Origin of the sequence: Mesorhizobium sp. M7A.F.Ca.MR.362.00.0.0 (assembly GCF_004023175.1) — a bacterium.
Lineage (GTDB): Bacteria > Pseudomonadota > Alphaproteobacteria > Rhizobiales > Rhizobiaceae > Mesorhizobium.
In genome coordinates, this window is sequence record NZ_RZTF01001059.1 from 1 (window position 1) to 256 (window position 256).

1 protein-coding gene is annotated in these 256 nt (G+C 66.4%); it reads right to left on the reverse strand.

Annotation, left to right across the window (positions count from 1 at the left end):
* A partial coding sequence (locus EOC06_RS39110; RefSeq protein ID WP_164899094.1) for a type IV secretory system conjugative DNA transfer family protein occupies window positions 1-256 on the reverse strand: 256 nt, incomplete at both ends.

Below are 256 nucleotides of genomic sequence, written 5' to 3' on the forward strand. Positions count from 1 at the left end.
GTCAGGAGCTGCATGGCCGAGGCGCGGAAAAAGTCGTCGCGCGCCGAGGCGGCGCGGGCATTGTCGGTCATGATCCATGTCGCGACCGCGACGATGTCTTCTTCCCGCGTTGCCCCGAATCGGCCGATCCAGTCGAGAGCGTTGAAGCCGGTCGCGGGGCTGGAAGGATCGAGCACGATCACCTTCCGACCGGCCCTGCGCCGGTGATCGACGACCATCGGCGCGACCTCGCTCGACGGATCGAGCACGATAAGAC